This is a genomic window from Pseudomonas sp. MWU347 (genome assembly GCF_017947305.1).
GTDB lineage: Bacteria > Pseudomonadota > Gammaproteobacteria > Pseudomonadales > Pseudomonadaceae > Aquipseudomonas > Aquipseudomonas putida_A.
Map to the genome: position 1 here is coordinate 241,845 of NZ_JAFGZB010000001.1, position 13,292 is coordinate 255,136.

The following is a 13,292-nucleotide window of genomic DNA, read 5'->3' on the forward strand; positions in this document are numbered from 1 at the left end:
GTTCTCTGATCGTCAGCTTGTCAGTTTGCCCCTACGACGCCACACTATCGCTCATGAAAAACGTCAGCCCCAGCTACCTCAAGCATCACTTCCTGATCGCCATGCCACACATGGCCGACCCGAACTTTGCCCATACCTTGACCTACATCGTCGAGCACACGGCCAATGGCGCCATGGGGCTGGTGGTCAATCGACCGCAAGAGCTGAATCTGGCTGACATCCTCGAGCAATTGCGCCCGGACATCGATCCGCCAGCGCTGTGCCAGCATGTGCCGATCTTCATTGGTGGCCCGGTGCAGACCGATCGCGGTTTCGTCCTGCACCCGGCGGGCAAGACCTTTCAGGCCACCGTCGAGCTGGACGGTGATCTGGCGCTGTCCACCTCCCAGGACGTGCTGTTCGCCATCGCCGACGGCGTAGGCCCGGCGAAAAGCGTGATTGCCCTCGGTTATGCCGGTTGGGAAGCCGGGCAACTGGAGGCCGAGCTGGCCGACAACGCCTGGCTGACCTGCCCGTACGACGCCGACATCCTGTTCAACACCAGCAGCGAACTGCGTCTGGAAGCGGCGGCACGGCATCTGGGGGTCAACCTCAGCCTGCTGACCAGCCAGGCGGGGCACGCCTGATGGCCCTGCGCCTGATTCTCGGCTTCGACTACGGCACCAAACAGATCGGCGTTGCGGTCGGCCAGGTGATCACCGGCCAGGCCCGCGAGCTGTGCACCCTGAAAGCGCAGAACGGCGTGCCCGACTGGAATCAGGTCGAAGCGCTGTTCAAGGAATGGAAACCCGACGCCGTGGTGGTCGGCCTGCCGCTGAACATGGACGGCACGCCCAGCGAGATGTGCCTGCGCGCGGAGAAATTCGCCCGCCGTCTCAATGGCCGTTTCAATGTGCCCTTCTATACCCACGACGAACGCCTGACCACCTTTGAAGCCAAGGGTGAACGACTGGTGCGCGGCGGGCAGAAAGGCAGTTACCGCGACAACCCGGTGGATGCCATCGCCGCCGCTCTGCTGCTACAGGGCTGGCTCGATGAAAACACTGCATTGTTTGAATCCTGACAAGCGCTTCGGCGCTTTTCTTTTGGTTATAAACCCAGCCACGTCCGGCAGGACGCGGCTCGGAATCACGAAGGAGCAACCATGAGCCTGCCCAATCCCGCCGATCTGATCAGCCAGATGGCGACCCGCCTCAAGGCGCACCTTGCACAGCGTGATATCAGCGAACCGCGTTACATCGGCATCCGCACTGGCGGCATCTGGGTCGCGCAGGCCTTGCTCAAGGAATTGGCCAGCGACGCGCCATTGGGCACGCTGGATGTTTCCTTCTACCGCGACGACTTCAGCCAGAACGGCCTGCACCCGCAAGTGCGCCCCTCGGCCCTGCCCTTCGAGATCGAAGGCCAGCATCTGGTGCTGATCGATGACGTATTGATGAGCGGCCGGACCATCCGCGCCGCCATGAACGAACTGTTCGACTACGGCCGCCCGGCCAGCGTGACCCTGGTCTGCCTGCTCGACCTGGACGCCGGCGAGCTGCCGATCCGCCCGAACGTGGTCGGCGCGACGCTGTCGCTGGCCGCCAATGAGCGGGTCAAGCTGTCCGGCCCGGAGCCGCTGACGCTCGAACTGCAAGACCTGAATTCCTAACCCGCCCTTATTGAGAGTCCCCCTCGCGATGACGCCTCTAGATACCAAGCGCCCGCTGCAGCTCAATGATCAGGGCCAGCTGCGCCACTTCCTCTCGCTCGATGGCCTGCGCCGCGAGTTGCTGACGGAAATCCTCGACACTGCCGACTCGTTCCTCGAAGTCGGTGCCCGGGCGGTGAAGAAGGTCCCGTTGCTGCGCGGCAAGACCGTGTGCAACGTGTTCTTCGAAAACTCCACCCGCACCCGCACCACCTTCGAACTGGCGGCCCAGCGGCTGTCGGCGGACGTGATCACCCTGAACGTGTCGACCTCGTCGGCCAGCAAAGGTGAAACCCTGCTCGACACCCTGCGCAACCTCGAAGCGATGGCCGCCGACATGTTCGTGGTGCGCCACGGTGACTCCGGCGCCGCACACTTCATCGCCGAACACGTCTGCCCGCAGGTGGCAATCATCAACGGCGGCGACGGCCGTCACGCGCACCCGACCCAAGGCATGCTCGACATGCTCACCATCCGTCGGCACAAGGGCGGTTTCGAAAACCTCTCGGTGGCGATCGTCGGCGACATCCTGCACTCGCGGGTGGCGCGTTCGAACATGCTCGCCCTGAAGACCCTCGGTTGCCCGGACATCCGCGTGATCGCGCCGAAGACTCTGCTGCCGATCGGCATCGAGCAGTACGGCGTCAAGGTCTACACCGACATGAACGAAGGCCTGAAGGACGTCGACGTGGTGATCATGCTGCGCCTGCAGCGTGAGCGCATGACCGGCGGCCTGCTGCCGAGCGAAGGCGAGTTCTACCGCCTGTTCGGCCTGACGACTGCGCGTCTGGCCGGGGCCAAGCCCGATTGCATCGTCATGCACCCGGGGCCGATCAACCGTGGGGTAGAGATCGAGTCGGCGGTGGCCGACGGCCCGCATTCGGTGATCCTCAATCAAGTCACCTACGGCATCGCCATCCGCATGGCCGTGCTGTCGATGGCCATGAGCGGGCAAACAGCGCAACGTCAATTCGAGCAGGAGAACGCCCAGTGAAGCTCAGCATTCTCGGCGCCCGCGTCATCGATCCAAGCAGCGGCCTGGATCAAATCACCGACATTCACGTTGAAGCCTGCAAGATCGTCGCCCTCGGCGCCGCACCGGCCGGTTTCACCGCTGTGGAAACCATCGACGCCAGCGGTCTGGTTGCAGCACCGGGCCTGGTCGACCTTAACGTGGCTCTGCGCGAGCCGGGCTACAGCCGCAAAGGCAGCATCGCCAGCGAAACCCGCGCAGCGGCGGCTGGCGGCGTGACCAGCCTGTGCTGCCCACCGAAGACCAAACCGGTGCTCGACACTTCGGCCGTGGCCGAACTGATCCTCGACCGCGCCCGCGAGGCCGGCAACACCAAGGTGTTCCCGATTGGCGCACTGAGCAAAGGCCTGGACGGCGAGCAACTGGCCGAACTGGTGGCGCTGCGCGACGCCGGTTGTGTGGCGTTCGGCAACGGTCTGGAGAGTTTCCGCAACACCCGCACCCTGTGCCGGGCATTGGAATACGCGGCGACCTTCGACCTGACAGTGATTTTCAATTCGCAGGATCACGATCTGGCGGATGGCGGTCTGGCCCATGAAGGCGCGGTCGCCAGTTTCCTCGGTCTGCCGGGGATTCCGGAAACCGCTGAGACCGTGGCTCTGGCTCGCGATTTGCTGCTGGTCGAGCAGACTGGCGTGCGCGCGCACTTCAGCCAACTGACCAGCGCGCGCGGCGTGGCCCTGATCGCCCAGGCGCAGGCCCGTGGCTTGAAGGTGACGGCGGATGTCGCGCTGTATCAGTTGATCCTCACCGATGAAGCGCTGATCGACTTCAGCAGCCTGTATCACGTGCAACCGCCGCTGCGCACCCGCGCCGACCGCGACGGCCTGCGTGAAGCGGTGAAGTCCGGGGTGATTTCGGCGATCTCCAGCCATCACCAGCCGCAAGAACGCGACGCCAAACTGGCACCGTTCGGCGCGACCGAGCCGGGCATCAGCAGTGTGGAGTTGCTGCTGCCGCTGGCGATGACGCTGGTTGAGGATGGTTTGCTGGATCTGCCGACCCTGCTGGCGCGCCTGAGTGCCGGGCCTGCGGATGCACTGCGTCTGCCGGCGGGGAAACTGGCGGTGGGCGGTGCGGCGGATATCGTGCTGTTCGACCCGAAAGCGTCCACCGTGGCCGGTGAAGGCTGGCTGTCGAAGGGCGAGAACTGCCCGTTCCTTGGGCACACCCTGCCGGGTGTGGTGCGCTATACGCTGGTGGACGGGCGGATCAGCCACCAGGCGTAACCGGCTGCTGAGGGACATTGTGGCGAGGGGATTTATCCCCGATGGGCTGCGCAGCAGCCCTCAATCTACAACCGCGGTGATTCAGTTCCTCCGCGGTTGAATGTTTTAGGGCCGCTACGCGCCCCATCGGGGATAAATCCCCTCGCCACAGGTTACTGAAAAGCGCCGCGATTCTGCGCGTTACGCACCGAGACCTGATCATTCAGTGTCCAGAAGTCATACAGCACACCAATAAAGAACAACCCGCCGGTCAGCAGATACAGCAACCCGCTGATCCACTTGCCCTGGTACATCCGGTGCACGCCGAAAACGCCCAGGAACGTCAGCAGAATCCACGCCACGTTATATTCGATCGGCCCTGCGGTGAAACGCAGATCCGCCTCGCGATCCATTGCCGGGATCAGGAACACGTCGATCAGCCAGCCAATGCCCAGCAGACCGAAGGTGAAGAACCAGATCGTCCCGGTCACCGGCTTGCCGTAATAGAAGCGGTGAGCGCCGGTGAAACCAAAAATCCACAGCAGATACCCGATGATTTTGCTGTGCGTATCCTGCGGTGCAGCAACCTGCTGATAGCGGTTCATGAAGACCTCGATTCACTCGATAGATAAATTTTCTTTAATTCTTTGTGACTTTTTTACATGTAGCCGACGTACGGCAAATGTTACCGTGTCGTCCGTCAAAGCCTTATAGCACCGGACTTCTGTCCGACAATTGCGTCCGTTTGCCGCTTGTTTGGTTCCGTTGCCCTCCGATGGAATCGACCAACGGCCTCGGAAGGGACAAAAAAGCTGTTATAAAGTTGCGCGCTAACACATAAGAGCCACGCCTAATGCGACCATTTTTCAAGACATGGCTAACTATTTGCCTATTAATGCCACTGGCCGCCCACGCCACCAATCGTGAGCAACGTCTTCCCAACGTTAACGGTTTCACCCCTAAATCCCATGCTTCGGCTCCTTCGAGCAAGAGCAGCAAACAAACGAAACACACCACGCTCGCCAGCAAGAATCACGGCAAGCTGGTGCCACCGATGGCCAACAAGGAAAGCAGCAACGTCCTGAGCCGTGCGGTGAACGTCCTCGGTACTCCCTACCGTTGGGGCGGCAGCAGCCCAAGTAAAGGCTTCGACTGCAGCGGGCTGGTGAAATATGCGTTCAACGACGCCACGTTCGACCTGCCACGCACCTCCAACGCGATGGCCAGCGGGCATGGCGAAAAAGTCGAACGCAAGGATCTGAAGCCGGGCGACCTGATTTTCTTCAACATCAAGAGCCGTCGGGTCAACCACGTTGCCATCTACCTGGGCAACGACCGCTTCATCCACGCACCACGCCGTGGCAAAGCGGTGAGCATCGATACGCTGAACAAGCCGTACTGGGAACAGCATTACGTGGTTGCCAAGCGTGTGCTGCCGAAAGAACCGGCTGGCAAACAGATGCGCGTGGTTCAGCGCTGAGTCGACTGATCCGGAATCTGCTCAAGCAGTACTGACCCCTTCGCGAGCAAGCCCGCTCCCACATTGGAATGCATTCGAATGTGGGAGCGGGCTTGCTCGCGAAGAGGCCAGTGAAAGCAACACAAGCCTCTCTTAAAAATTATCCGGCGTACGCGCCTTTTCCCGCGCATGCTCGCGGCTGATCAAGCCCTTGGTCACCAGCTCCTTCAGGCACATGTCGAGTGTCTGCATCCCCAACGACCCGCCGGTCTGAATCGCCGAATACATTTGCGCCACCTTGTCCTCGCGGATCAGGTTCCGGATCGCCGATGTTCCCAGCATGATCTCGTGGGCTGCCACCCGCCCGCCGCCGATCTTCTTGATCAGCGTCTGCGACACCACCGCCAGCAATGACTCGGACAGCATCGAACGCACCATGGACTTCTCGTCGCCCGGGAACACATCGACAACACGGTCGATGGTCTTGGCGGCGGACGTCGTGTGCAGCGTGCCGAACACCAGATGCCCGGTCTCAGCGGCAGTCAGTGCGAGGCGAATGGTTTCCAGGTCGCGCATCTCGCCAACCAGAATCACGTCCGGGTCTTCGCGCAGTGCCGAGCGCAGCGCCGTGGCAAAGCTGCGGGTATCGCGATGGACTTCGCGCTGATTGATCAGGCACTTGCGCGATTCGTGGACGAATTCGATCGGGTCTTCGATGGTGAGGATATGGTGATGGCGATGGGTATTGAGGTAATCGATCATCGCCGCCAACGTGGTGGATTTGCCGGAGCCGGTCGGCCCGGTCACCAGCACCAGCCCGCGCGGGGCATCGGTGATCTTGCGAAAGACATCGCCCATGCCGAGGTCTTCCATGCTCAGCACTTTCGAGGGAATGGTGCGAAACACCGCGCCGGCGCCCCGGTTCTGATTGAACGCATTGACCCGAAAGCGCGCCACGCCGGGGACTTCGAACGAGAAATCCGTTTCCAGGTGTTTCTCGAAGTCGACCCGCTGGGTGTCGTTCATGATGTCGTAGATCAATTCGTGCACTTGTTTGTGATCCAGCGCCGGCAGATTGATCCGCCGCACATCGCCATCGACGCGGATCATCGGCGGCAGACCGGCCGACAGGTGCAGGTCGGAAGCGCCCTGTTTGGCGCTGAACGCCAGCAGTTCAGTGATATCCATAGCGTCCCTCAATTCCAGTAGAATGCCGCGAACCTTCAGACCGCCGGCGCCTCTTGATGTCCACGATAGCAGACAACATCCAACTGGTTAGTTCGCGCATCCAGGCTGCCACCGCAGCGGCCGGGCGCAGTGAAAACAGCGTGCAGTTGCTGGCGGTCAGCAAGACCAAACCCGCACAAGACCTGCGTGAAGCCCATGCCGCCGGCCTGCGTGACTTCGGTGAGAATTATCTGCAGGAAGCCTTGGGCAAACAGCTCGAACTGGCCGACCTGCCCTTGATCTGGCACTTCATCGGCCCCATTCAATCGAACAAGACTCGCGCCATCGCCGAGCATTTCGACTGGGTGCACTCCGTGGATCGCCTGAAAATCGCCCAACGCCTGTCCGAGCAGCGCCCGACCGAGCTGCCGCCGCTGAACATATGCATTCAGGTCAACGTCAGTGGTGAAGCCAGCAAGTCCGGCTGCACCCCGGCCGACCTGCCGGCGCTGGCCGAAGCCATCAGCGCCCTGCCCCGGCTGAAACTGCGCGGGCTGATGGCGATTCCCGAGCCGACCGAAGATCGCGCCGAACAAGATGCCGCTTTTGCTGCCGTGCAACGTTTGCAGGCCAGCCTGAATCTGCCGCTCGACACACTTTCCATGGGTATGAGCCACGACCTCGAGTCGGCCATCGCCCAAGGCGCCACCTGGGTGCGGATCGGTACCGCCCTGTTTGGCGCCAGAGATTACGGTCAGCAATGACCGACAGCCATCTGAAAAAGGACCTGACATGAGCAACACACGCATTGCCTTTATCGGTGCCGGCAACATGGCCGCCAGCCTGATCGGCGGCCTGCGGGCCAAGGGTCTGCAAGCCAGCCACATCCGCGCCAGCGATCCGGGCGAAGAGACCCGCCAACGCGTCAGCGCCGAACACGGCATCGAAACCTTCGCCGATAACGCCCAGGCCATCGACGGCGTCGACGTGATCGTACTGGCGGTCAAGCCACAGGCGATGAAAGCCGTGTGCGAAGCCATCCGCCCAAGTCTGAAACCGCAGCAACTGGTGGTGTCGATCGCCGCCGGCATCACTTGCGCGAGCATGACCGCATGGCTCGGCGAGCAGCCGATCGTGCGCTGCATGCCGAACACCCCGGCACTGCTGCGCCAGGGCGTCAGCGGCCTGTACGCCACCAGCGAAGTGACCGCCGAACAGCGTCAGCAGGCTGAAGAGCTGCTGTCCGCCGTGGGTATCGCGCTGTGGCTGGACGAAGAGCAGCAACTCGATGCGGTGACCGCCGTCTCCGGTTCCGGCCCGGCGTACTTCTTCCTGCTGATCGAAGCGATGACCGCCGCTGGCGTCAAACTCGGCCTGCCAAAGGAAATCGCCGAGCAACTGACCCTGCAAACGGCTCTGGGCGCCGCGCACATGGCGGTATCCAGCGATGTCGACGCTGCCGAGCTGCGCCGCCGCGTGACCTCGCCAAATGGCACCACAGAGGCCGCGATCAAATCATTCCAGGCTAACGGCTTCGAAGCCCTGGTAGAAAAAGCACTCGGCACCGCCGCGCACCGCTCGGCCGAAATGGCCGAACAACTGGGCAAATAAGGAGCCTTACATGATTGGATTGAACACCGCAGCGGTTTACGTGCTGCAAACCCTCGGCAGTCTGTACCTGCTGATCGTGCTGTTGCGCTTCGTCCTGCAACTGGTGCGCGCAAACTTCTACAACCCGCTGTGCCAGTTCGTGGTCAAGGCTACCCAGCCACTGCTCAAGCCACTGCGCCGGATCATCCCGAGCATCTTCGGCCTCGACATGTCTTCGCTGGTGCTGGCGATTCTGGTGCAACTGGCCCTGATGGCCCTGACCCTGCTGCTGACCTACGGCACCACCGGCAACCCGCTACAACTGTTCATCTGGTCGATCATCGGCGTCACCGCGCTGTTCCTGAAGATTTTCTTCTTCGCCCTGATCATCAGCGTGATCCTGTCGTGGGTCGCCCCGGGCAGCCACAACCCGGGCGCTGAACTGGTGAACCAGATCTGCGAGCCGGCGCTGGCACCGTTCCGCAAGATTCTGCCGAACCTCGGCGGTCTGGACCTGTCGCCGATTTTCGCCTTCCTGGCGCTGAAGCTGATCGACATGCTGGTGATCAACAATCTGGCGGCAATGACCATGATGCCGGAAATCCTGCGCCTGCTGATGTGAGTTGGTTTCGCTGGGACGGCGACGATCTGATCCTCGAATGTCATCTGCAACCGGCAGCCCGCAGCGATGATTTCGCCGGGCTGCACGGTGACCGCCTGAAGATCCGCCTCACCGCGCCGCCGGTCGAGGGCAAGGCCAATGCGTATCTGATGGGCTTTCTGGCCAAGGCGTTTGGGGTTTCCAAGAGCCAGGTCAACTTGCTCAGCGGCGAGTTGAACCGGCAGAAACGGGTGAAGATCTGTGCGCCGAAGAAGCTGCCGGAGTTGCCTGATCTGACGCGTCCAGCCTGACCCACCGAGTCGCTCCATTCGCGAGCAAGCCCGCTCCCACAGGAGATCGCATTCCCCTGTGGGAGCGGGCTTGCTCGCGAATGGCCGCGCCTCGGTCCAAAGCGAACAAACAGGCCCGATCGTTGCTTGCCGCTAACTCCCATGCTCTTTAGACTTACGCCTCATTTCAACGAGAGCAGGGTCGATGCCAGCTGCCTTTCCCCCCGATTCTGTTGGTCTGGTGACGCCGCAAACGGCGCACTTCAGTGAACCTCTGGCTCTGGCCTGTGGCCGTTCGCTGCCCGCCTACGACCTGATCTACGAAACCTACGGCACGCTGAACGCACAGGCGAGCAACGCCGTGCTGATCTGCCACGCCTTGTCTGGTCATCATCACGCTGCCGGCTATCACAGCCCCGACGACCGCAAGCCCGGTTGGTGGGACAGCTGCATCGGCCCCGGCAAACCGATCGACACCAATAAGTTCTTCGTGGTCAGCCTGAACAATCTGGGCGGCTGCAACGGCTCCACCGGCCCGAGCAGTATCAACCCGGAGACCGGCAAGCCGTTCGGCGCCGATTTCCCGGTGCTCACCGTCGAAGACTGGGTGCACAGTCAGGCGCGTCTGGCTGACTTGCTCGGCATTCGTCAGTTTGCCGCAGTGATCGGCGGCAGCCTGGGCGGCATGCAGGCGCTGCAGTGGACCATCACCTACCCGGATCGCGTGCGCCACTGCCTGGCCATCGCCTCGGCCCCCAAGCTGTCGGCGCAGAACATCGCCTTCAACGAAGTGGCGCGCCAGGCGATCCTTACCGACCCGGAATTCCACGGCGGTTCGTTCCAGGAACAGGGGGTGATTCCCAAGCGCGGGCTGATGCTGGCGCGGATGGTCGGGCACATCACCTACCTGTCCGACGACTCGATGGGCGAGAAATTCGGCCGCGGCCTGAAGAGCGAAAAGCTCAACTACGACTTCCACAGCGTCGAGTTCCAGGTCGAAAGCTACCTGCGCTATCAGGGTGAAGAATTCTCCGGGCGTTTCGATGCCAACACTTACCTGTTGATGACCAAGGCACTGGACTACTTCGATCCGGCGGCGAACTTCGACGATAACCTGGCGAAAACTTTCGAAAACGCCACCGCCAAGTTCTGCGTGATGTCGTTCACCACCGACTGGCGCTTCTCCCCGGCCCGCTCGCGGGAGCTGGTGGACGCGCTGATGGCGGCACGCAAAGACGTCAGCTATCTGGAAATCGACGCGCCACAGGGCCACGACGCCTTCCTGATTCCGATCCCGCGCTATCTGCAGGCGTTCGGCAATTACATGAACCGAATTACGGTGTGAACAAGCCATGAGAGCTGATCTGGAAATCATCCAGGAATGGATCCCCGCCGGCAGCCGCGTGCTCGACCTCGGTTGCGGCGACGGCGAATTGCTGACCTGGCTGCGCGACAACAAGAACGTCACCGGTTATGGCCTGGAAAACGACGCCGATAACATCGCCGAGTGCGTGGCCAAGGGCATCAACGTCATCGAGCAGGACCTGGACAAGGGACTGGGCAACTTCGCCAGCAACAGTTTCGACATCGTCGTCATGACCCAGGCCCTGCAAGCCGTGCACTACCCGGACAAGATCCTCGACGAGATGCTGCGGGTCGGTCGTCAGTGCATCATCACCTTCCCCAACTTCGGGCACTGGCGCTGCCGCTGGTACCTGGCGAGCAAGGGCCGGATGCCGGTGTCGGAATTTCTGCCGTACACCTGGTACAACACGCCGAACATTCACTTCTGCACCTTCGAAGACTTTGAAGAACTTTGTCGCGAACGTGATGCGAAGGTCATTGATCGGCTTGCCGTGGATCAACAGCACCGCCACGGGTGGGCCAGTAAGCTATGGCCTAATCTGTTAGGTGAGATTGGTATCTACCGCGTCAGCAGCCCGGTGCTTGCAGATCATCGGGTCGCGGTCTGAACCACGACATTTCGAGGAGAACGATCATGGGTCGCTTGATTACTGTGCTATTGGCCGCCTGCCTGAGTCTGTCGGCGGTGGCCGCCGATGCCATCAAGGGCGAACGCAAGGAAGTGTTCGGTGACGTTACCGTGCACTACAACACCTTCAACTCGACCTTCCTGACACCCGACATCGCCAAAGCAGCCGAGCTGATCCGCAGCAAGAACCAGGGCGTGATCAATGTCTCGGTGATCAAGGACGGCAAACCGCTGATCGCCAACGTCACCGGCACGGTCAAAGACCTGACCAGCCAGAGCGTGCCGCTGAACTTCCGCCAGGTCACCGAACAGGGCGCGATCTACTACATCGCCCAGTACCCGGTGGAGCAGCAGGAAACCCGCACCTTTGAAATCAAGGTGCAGAACGGTGACAAGATCAACACCATCAACTTCAACCAAGAACTCTTTCCCGGCGAATGATGAACCTCACGCAACTCGTACTGGCCAGCCATAACGCCGGCAAACTCAAGGAACTCCAGGCCATGCTCGGCGACTCGGTGCAACTGCGCTCGATCGGCGAATGGAGCAAGGTCGAACCGGAGGAAACCGGTCTGTCGTTCGTCGAGAACGCGATCCTCAAGGCGCGCAATGCCGCGCGCATCTCCGGCCTGCCGGCGCTGGCCGACGACTCGGGTCTGGCGGTGGATTTCCTCGGCGGTGCACCGGGCATCTACTCGGCGCGCTATGCCGACGGCAAGGGCGATGCGGCGAACAACGCCAAACTGCTCGAGGCCCTCAAAGACGTGCCGCAAGCCGAGCGCGGCGCGCAGTTCGTCTGCGTGCTGGCACTGGTGCGGCATGCCGATGATCCGCTGCCGATTCTCTGCGAAGGCCTGTGGCACGGGCGCATCCTGACCGCCGCCAGCGGCGAGCACGGTTTCGGCTACGACCCGCTGTTCTGGGTGCCGGAGCGAGACGTGTCCAGCGCCGAACTGAGCCCGGCCGACAAGAACCAGATCAGCCACCGCGCCCGTGCAATGGATCTGCTGCGCCAGCGTCTGGGCCTGAAATGACCCACAGCCACCCCGCGTCGTCGCTGATCATCGGCGGCGCCGCCTCTTCGCCTCGGGCGCCGCTGCCTGCACTGCCGCCTCTGGCGTTGTACATCCACATTCCGTGGTGTGTGCGCAAATGCCCGTATTGCGATTTCAACTCGCACACCGCCAGCCCGGTGCTGCCAGAAGAGGAATACGTCGACGCGTTGCTGGCCGATCTCGATCAGGACCTGCACGCGGTGTATGGCCGTGAAATCAGTTCGATCTTCTTCGGTGGCGGTACGCCGAGCCTGTTCAGCGCGCAAGCCCTCGGGCGCTTGCTCAAAGGCGTCGAGCAGCGCATCCCGTTCGCCCACGACATCGAGATCACCCTGGAAGCCAATCCCGGCACCTTCGAGCAAGAGAAGTTCGTTGCGTACCGCAAGCTGGGGATCAATCGCCTGTCGATCGGCATTCAGAGCTTCCAGCAGCAGAAACTCGAAGCCCTCGGGCGCATCCATAACGGCGACGAAGCGGTGCGCGCGGCAGGTATGGCGCGTCAGGCCGGGTTCGATAACTTCAACCTCGACTTGATGCACGGCCTGCCCGATCAGTCGCTGGACGATGCCTTGAGCGACCTGCGTCAGGCCATCGAACTGAAACCGACGCACATCTCCTGGTATCAGCTGACACTGGAGCCGAACACGGTGTTCTGGAACCAGCCGCCGGTGCTGCCGGAAGACGATACGCTGTGGGACATTCAGGAAGCCGGACAAGCGCTGCTGGCCGCGCACGGTTACGCGCAATACGAAGTCTCGGCCTATGCCCAGCCCGGGCGGCCGGCGCGGCACAACCTCAATTACTGGAGTTTCGGCGACTTCATCGGCATCGGTGCTGGCGCCCACGGCAAGCTCAGTCATCCGGACGGGCGCATCGTCCGCACCTGGAAGACACGCCTGCCGAAGGACTATCTCAACCCGGCCAAGAGTTTCCAGGCCGGCGAGAAAGCCCTGAGCAATGACGAGATGCCGTTCGAGTTCCTGATGAACGCCCTGCGCCTGACTGCCGGGGTGGAATCACGCCTGTATCCCGAACGCACCGGCCTGCCGCTGGAAAGTCTCGCCGAGCACCGCCGCGAGGCCGAACAAAGTGGCCTGATGCAGGTCGAACCGTCACGTCTGGCGGCCACCGAGCGCGGACAACTGTTTCTCAACGACTTGCTGCAGAAATTTCTGAGCTGAACCCCACGGCCGCCCTAAGGAAAAC

At 61.9% G+C, this 13,292-nt stretch carries 17 protein-coding genes; 15 read left to right on the plus strand and 2 right to left on the minus strand.

Annotated elements, in window-relative coordinates; all coding sequences use genetic code 11:
- The first annotated feature begins 53 nt into the window (after nucleotides 1-53).
- The 5 genes from KCG87_RS01035 to KCG87_RS01055 all read left to right on the plus strand — a co-directional run bounded on the left by KCG87_RS01035 (nucleotide 54) and on the right by KCG87_RS01055 (nucleotide 3,952).
- Nucleotides 54-626 carry a YqgE/AlgH family protein gene (locus tag KCG87_RS01035; protein WP_210556433.1) on the plus strand — a complete coding sequence of 191 codons (573 nt, stop codon included), beginning with the start codon at nucleotides 54-56 and terminating at the stop codon, nucleotides 624-626.
- Nucleotides 626-1,063, plus strand: coding sequence for a Holliday junction resolvase RuvX (gene ruvX / locus KCG87_RS01040; RefSeq protein ID WP_003229101.1), 438 nt, complete (start codon nucleotides 626-628; stop codon nucleotides 1,061-1,063). The genes KCG87_RS01035 and ruvX overlap by 1 nt, the downstream gene beginning before the upstream one ends.
- Nucleotides 1,064-1,144: 81 nt before the next feature.
- Nucleotides 1,145-1,651: a bifunctional pyr operon transcriptional regulator/uracil phosphoribosyltransferase PyrR gene (pyrR, locus tag KCG87_RS01045; protein WP_027610583.1), complete on the plus strand. Its 507-nt coding sequence runs from the start codon at nucleotides 1,145-1,147 to the stop codon at nucleotides 1,649-1,651.
- A 28-nt stretch (nucleotides 1,652-1,679) separates the two neighbouring features.
- Nucleotides 1,680-2,684, plus strand: a complete 1,005-nt coding sequence (locus KCG87_RS01050) for an aspartate carbamoyltransferase catalytic subunit (protein WP_003229107.1) — start codon at nucleotides 1,680-1,682, stop codon at nucleotides 2,682-2,684.
- Nucleotides 2,681-3,952, plus strand: coding sequence for a dihydroorotase (locus KCG87_RS01055; protein ID WP_210556432.1), 1,272 nt, complete (start codon nucleotides 2,681-2,683; stop codon nucleotides 3,950-3,952). The genes KCG87_RS01050 and KCG87_RS01055 overlap by 4 nt, the downstream gene beginning before the upstream one ends.
- 152 nt (nucleotides 3,953-4,104) lie before the next feature.
- On the opposite strand, the gene KCG87_RS01060 is transcribed toward KCG87_RS01055, so the two are convergent.
- A complete protein-coding gene (locus KCG87_RS01060) occupies nucleotides 4,105-4,536 on the minus strand; it encodes a TM2 domain-containing protein (protein WP_007964113.1) in 432 nt (143 codons plus the stop codon).
- Between the two features lie 248 nt (nucleotides 4,537-4,784).
- Between KCG87_RS01060 and KCG87_RS01065 the strand changes: the two genes are divergently transcribed.
- Nucleotides 4,785-5,411, plus strand: a complete 627-nt coding sequence (locus tag KCG87_RS01065; protein WP_003229112.1) for a C40 family peptidase — start codon at nucleotides 4,785-4,787, stop codon at nucleotides 5,409-5,411.
- 132 nt (nucleotides 5,412-5,543) lie between these two features.
- Here the strand turns inward: KCG87_RS01065 and KCG87_RS01070 are convergent, their stop codons facing one another.
- Nucleotides 5,544-6,578, minus strand: a complete 1,035-nt coding sequence (locus KCG87_RS01070; RefSeq protein WP_003229114.1) for a PilT/PilU family type 4a pilus ATPase — start codon at nucleotides 6,576-6,578, stop codon at nucleotides 5,544-5,546.
- A 56-nt stretch (nucleotides 6,579-6,634) separates the two neighbouring features.
- Between KCG87_RS01070 and KCG87_RS01075 the strand changes: the two genes are divergently transcribed.
- From KCG87_RS01075 to hemW, 9 genes are all read left to right on the plus strand, one after another.
- Nucleotides 6,635-7,321 (plus strand): YggS family pyridoxal phosphate-dependent enzyme, encoded by a 687-nt coding sequence (locus tag KCG87_RS01075; RefSeq protein ID WP_134784871.1) that lies wholly within the window; start codon nucleotides 6,635-6,637, stop codon nucleotides 7,319-7,321.
- A gap of 28 nt (nucleotides 7,322-7,349) precedes the next feature.
- Nucleotides 7,350-8,168 (plus strand): pyrroline-5-carboxylate reductase, encoded by an 819-nt coding sequence (gene proC / locus KCG87_RS01080; RefSeq protein WP_098966067.1) that lies wholly within the window; start codon nucleotides 7,350-7,352, stop codon nucleotides 8,166-8,168.
- A gap of 10 nt (nucleotides 8,169-8,178) precedes the next feature.
- On the plus strand, nucleotides 8,179-8,769 hold the full coding sequence (locus tag KCG87_RS01085; RefSeq protein WP_027610578.1) for a YggT family protein: 591 nt from the start codon (nucleotides 8,179-8,181) through the stop codon (nucleotides 8,767-8,769).
- On the plus strand, nucleotides 8,766-9,059 hold the full coding sequence (locus KCG87_RS01090; RefSeq protein ID WP_098966069.1) for a DUF167 domain-containing protein: 294 nt from the start codon (nucleotides 8,766-8,768) through the stop codon (nucleotides 9,057-9,059). Before KCG87_RS01085 ends, KCG87_RS01090 begins: the two co-directional genes overlap by 4 nt.
- Nucleotides 9,060-9,243: 184 nt before the next feature.
- Entirely contained in the window at nucleotides 9,244-10,383 is a 1,140-nt protein-coding gene (locus tag KCG87_RS01095) for a homoserine O-acetyltransferase (RefSeq protein WP_083367664.1), read from the plus strand.
- Nucleotides 10,384-10,390: 7 nt separating this feature from the next.
- Complete coding sequence (gene metW, locus KCG87_RS01100) at nucleotides 10,391-11,011, plus strand: methionine biosynthesis protein MetW (protein WP_003229126.1); 621 nt, start codon at nucleotides 10,391-10,393, stop codon at nucleotides 11,009-11,011.
- A gap of 26 nt (nucleotides 11,012-11,037) precedes the next feature.
- On the plus strand, nucleotides 11,038-11,472 hold the full coding sequence (locus tag KCG87_RS01105) for a DUF4426 domain-containing protein (RefSeq protein ID WP_027610575.1): 435 nt from the start codon (nucleotides 11,038-11,040) through the stop codon (nucleotides 11,470-11,472).
- A complete protein-coding gene (rdgB, locus tag KCG87_RS01110) occupies nucleotides 11,469-12,065 on the plus strand; it encodes an RdgB/HAM1 family non-canonical purine NTP pyrophosphatase (RefSeq protein ID WP_134784874.1) in 597 nt (198 codons plus the stop codon). The genes KCG87_RS01105 and rdgB overlap by 4 nt, the downstream gene beginning before the upstream one ends.
- Nucleotides 12,062-13,267: a radical SAM family heme chaperone HemW gene (gene hemW / locus KCG87_RS01115; RefSeq protein WP_246881620.1), complete on the plus strand. Its 1,206-nt coding sequence runs from the start codon at nucleotides 12,062-12,064 to the stop codon at nucleotides 13,265-13,267. The genes rdgB and hemW overlap by 4 nt, the downstream gene beginning before the upstream one ends.
- The last annotated feature ends 25 nt before the right edge of the window (nucleotides 13,268-13,292 follow it).